Genomic DNA, 4,002 nt, shown 5'->3' with positions numbered 1-4,002 from the left:
GGCGGCGACGGCCTCGCGCAGCTCGCCCCAGCGGGCGAGGTCCTTGCGGGCGGGGGCCTCGTCGGCGACGCCGAGGAGGCGGACGAAGGTGTCGTAGAACTGCTGCTCCAGCGCGCCGACGGCCATGTACCGGCCGTCGGAGGTCTCGTAGGTGCCGTAGAAGGGGCAGCCGCCGTCGAGGAGGTTGACCCCGCGCCGGTCCTGCCAGCCGCCTGCCGCGACCATCCCGTGGATCATCGCGGTGAGGTGGGCGGTGCCGTCGACGATCGCCGCGTCCACGACCTGGCCGGCGCCGCCGGGAGTGCGGGCGTGCTGGAGGGCGGCGAGTACCCCGATGACCAGGTAGAGGGAGCCGCCCGCGTAGTCGCCGACCAGGTTGGCGGGGACGGCCGGGGGCCCTTCCGGGCTGCCGATCATGCCGAGGGCGCCGGTGACGGCGATGTACGCGATGTCGTGTCCGGCGGTGCGGGCGAGCGGGCCCTCCTGGCCCCAGCCGGTCATCCGGCCGTAGACCAGCGCGGGGTTGCGGGCGAGGCACTCCTCGGGCCCGACACCGAGCCGCTCGGCGACGCCGGGGCGGAAGCCCTCGATGAGCACGTCGGCCCGCTCGGCCAGCTCCAGCACCCGGGCGGGGCCTTCGGGGGACTTCAGGTCGACCAGGACGGAGCGCTTGTTGCGGTTGGTGACGTCGTAGGCCGGGTCGATGGCGAGCCCGCCGCCGCCGGGCCGGTCGACGCGGACCACGTCGGCGCCGAGGTCGGCGAGGAGCATGGCGGCGAACGGACCGGGCCCGATGCCCGCCAGTTCCACGACGCGCACACCGGCGAGCGGGCCGGTCCCTGTCTTCGCCACTGTCATCGGGCCCCCAGCGTCCCTGGTGCGTGTGTGACACAACTGATGTAACACCAGCGATGCTAGGAACGCCTCCCACTGAGCACAAGAGCAAGCGCTTAGCCGATTGGCCCGATCTCCACCGGGGCGCCCCCGGGACGTCTCGAGTCGAGTTCCCTGACGTGCCGTTTGAGCGCGACCGTCCGGTAGCTCTCCTCCACCCACTCGCACAGCACCTCCGCCGACGGCGCCCCCTTCTCCCCCAGCGGCACCGACACCCAGCCCGCCCGGCCCAGGCCGTACCCGGTGGGCCGCGCACCGGGAGCGGTCAGCGCGTGCCCGTGCAGGGCCTCGTCCTTGAGCTTGACCGAGAGGCCCGGCGGTTCGGGGCCGTCCGCGTTGCCCAGGAAGACGAAGATCTTCTTGTTGACCTTCACCACCCCGTCCTCGGGCCCCCAGGGATGCTCCTCGACGGCCTCCGGCAGCCCGAGCGCGAACGCGCGCACCGCCTCCCACTTGCGTACCGCGGCCTTCATCGCACCCTCCCGTTTACCGCAGGTCACACCTGCTCGTACGGACAGTCGACTCCCACGCTAGCCTCAGCCACCGACACCAGCCGGGAGGAACGTTCCATGACCGAGCACGTCCACCGCAGCCGCCCCGAGCCCCGTCCGGACCGGGACTTCGACCTCGTGCTCTTCGGCGCGACCGGGTTCGTCGGGGCGCTGACCGCCGAGTACCTGGCCCTGCACGCCCCGGCGGGCTGCCGCTGGGCCCTGGCCGGGCGCGACCCGGGCAGACTGGAGCGGCTGCGCGAACGGCTGACCGCCCTGAACCCGGCCTGCGCCGGCCTGCCGCTGCTGCGCGCCGACGCCTCCGACGGGGCCGCGGTGCGCGAACTGGCCGCCGCCACCCGGGTACTGGCCACCACCGTCGGACCGTACGTCTGGTACGGGGCGGAGCTGGTCGCGGCCTGCGCCGCGGCGGGCACCGACTACGTGGACCTCACCGGCGAGCCGGAGTTCGTCGACCGGATGTACGTCGCGCACGACGCGCGGGCCCGGGAGACGGGGGCCCGGCTGGTGCACGCGTGCGGGTTCGACTCCGTGCCGGCCGACCTCGGGGCGTACTTCACGGTGGGCCTGCTGCCGGCCGGGGTGCCGCTGCGGGTGGACGGGTTCGTCCGCTCCTCCGCGCTGGCCTCCGGCGGCACGCTGGCCTCCGCCCTCACCGCCCTGGGCCGGGGCCCGCAGACCCTGGCCGCCGCCCGGGAGCGCAGGCTGTACCAGCCCCGCCTGCCGGGGCGCCGGGTGCGGGGCCCGGTGGGGGCGCCCCGGTTCAGCCGCGAGACCGGGACCTGGGCGCTGCCGCTGCCCACCCTGGACCCCCGGGTGGTGACCCGGTCGGCGGCCGCGCTGGAACGCTACGGGCCGGACTTCCGCTACCGGCACTACGCCTCCGTGCGCCACCTGCCCGTGGCCCTGGGCGGGACGGCGGCGCTGGGCGCGGCGGCCGCGCTGGCCCAGGTCCCGGCGGCGCGGCGGTGGCTGATGGCCCGTTGGGAGCCGGGCACCGGCCCGGACGCGGAGCGGCGCGCCCGCAGCTGGTTCACCGTCCGCTTCGTCGGGGAGGGCGGCGGGCGCCGCGTGTTCACCGAGGTGTCGGGCGGCGACCCGGGCTACGGGGAGACCGCGAAGATGCTCGCGGAGTCCGCGCTGTGCCTGGCGTACGACGCCCTCCCCCAGACCTCCGGCCAGCTCACCACGGCGGTGGCGATGGGCGACGCCCTGCTGGACCGCCTCCAGAAGGCCGGCATCCGCTTCCGGGTGGCGGCGGAGATCTAGGACTTTCCTCCCACGGGCTCGGGGTGGTCCGAGACGACCTGCGCCACTGCCGTCGGCATGAACCCCGCGACGGTGCCGGCCTCTTCCGGGGTCAGGGTGAGGACACTGCTGATGACGACGAGCGCATTCCCCACCCGGACCACGGTCGCGTCCGCGTGCTGCGTGCCGCCCGCGGCGCCCTGGCCGCCCCCGGTGACCGCCGCCTGGACGACCAGGCTCTCGTCCCCGAGCCGGGGGCCTTCGGCGATGGCGAAGGCGGCGGTGTCGGCGGGCTCCCCCGCCGCGTGCGGCAGCTCCACGGTCCGGCACCGGGCCACCAGGGCGCGCATGTCCTCCACCGCCCGGTGCGCACCGCCGTCCGCGAACGAGTAGAGCTTCTCCATGCCGGGGATGACGCCGTTCCCGGCAGAGTGCCCGCCGCTGAACATGGCCGTCGCGGACGCGGACGCCGCGGCCGTGCCCGCGTCCACGACGCTCTGCCCGTCCAGCAGGGCCTCGCAGGACGGGGCGTCGCCGAGCCGGCCGGGGCCCCTTTCGGGCTCTCGCGCGGGGGTTCGGCCTCGGAGGTCCAGCCGCCCGGCAGGGCCGCGGGCAGGAGGTGCGTCCGCAACTCGGCGGCCGACAGCGGTACCGGCCGCGTGGCCTGCGCAGTCGCCGGCGCGGTCGTCGGCGCCGTCGGGTGCGGCCCGTTCGGGCTTCCGCACCCGGCCGCCGACACGAACAGCACGAGCCCGGCCGCCAGGCGCCGGAAACCGTGACGGGTCATCTCTGGGCACCCGCCTCGCGCAGAGCGCGCCGGCACAGGGAGTCGGCGTGCCGGGTGGTCTCGGGGATCCGGTAGCGGGGGCTCAGCGCGAGGGTGTGGGCGCAGGCGTTGTCCAGGGAGACGCGGTGGCCCACGGACACGTACACCGGCTTGACCCCGTGCTGGGTGCGCAGCGCCCGGCCGACGACCGAGCCGTCGGCGGCGAGGAGCGGCGAGGCCTCGCCGCGCGGGGGGCCGGGCTCCTCGTAGGTGAAGGTGAAGGGGTTCTTGGCGACGCCGATGCTCGGCAGGCCCGTCACCACCCCGAGGTGGCAGGCGAGGCCGAAGCCGCGCGGATGGGCGAGGCCGTAGCCGTCGCAGACGACCAGGCCGGGGGTGACGGGGAGCGCCTCCAGGGCGGCGAGGACGGTCGGCAGCTCGCGGAAGGCGAGCAGGCCGGGCACGTAGGGGAAGCTCACGTGCCCGACGGCGGTGGCCTCGGCGACGACCTCGAGGGTGGCGGCGTCGAGGACGACGGCGGCGGCCGCGACGAGGTCGCGCTCGTCGTCGTAGGCCACGTCG

5 protein-coding genes are annotated in these 4,002 nt (G+C 75.7%); 1 reads left to right on the top strand and 4 read right to left on the bottom strand.

Features of this window, described 5'->3' with window-relative positions; all coding sequences use genetic code 11:
- Together VR44_RS12965 and VR44_RS12960 are read right to left on the bottom strand one after the other, a co-directional pair.
- The coding region (locus tag VR44_RS12965) for a CaiB/BaiF CoA transferase family protein (RefSeq protein ID WP_211275062.1) at window positions 1–858 on the bottom strand (858 nt) is incomplete at its 3' end.
- A gap of 92 nt (window positions 859–950) precedes the next feature.
- Entirely contained in the window at window positions 951–1,367 is a 417-nt protein-coding gene (locus VR44_RS12960) for an MmcQ/YjbR family DNA-binding protein (protein ID WP_045947614.1), read from the bottom strand.
- A 96-nt stretch (window positions 1,368–1,463) separates the two neighbouring features.
- On the opposite strand from VR44_RS12960, the gene VR44_RS12955 reads away from it, so the two are divergent.
- Complete coding sequence (locus tag VR44_RS12955) at window positions 1,464–2,675, top strand: saccharopine dehydrogenase family protein (RefSeq protein WP_045947613.1); 1,212 nt, start codon at window positions 1,464–1,466, stop codon at window positions 2,673–2,675.
- Here VR44_RS12955 and VR44_RS12950 read toward each other — a convergent pair.
- Window positions 2,672–3,379: a hypothetical protein gene (locus VR44_RS12950; RefSeq protein WP_157880288.1), complete on the bottom strand. Its 708-nt coding sequence runs from the start codon at window positions 3,377–3,379 to the stop codon at window positions 2,672–2,674. The genes VR44_RS12955 and VR44_RS12950 overlap by 4 nt on opposite strands.
- A gap of 58 nt (window positions 3,380–3,437) precedes the next feature.
- Window positions 3,438–4,002, bottom strand: a 565-nt coding sequence (locus VR44_RS12945) for an endonuclease V (protein ID WP_045947611.1), incomplete at its 5' end; no start/stop codon positions are given.

The organism is Streptomyces katrae (genome assembly GCF_000966975.1).
GTDB lineage: Bacteria > Actinomycetota > Actinomycetes > Streptomycetales > Streptomycetaceae > Streptomyces > Streptomyces katrae.
Note: the sequence above shows the minus strand (reverse complement) of the source record. Positions and strands in the feature narration are given on the sequence as shown.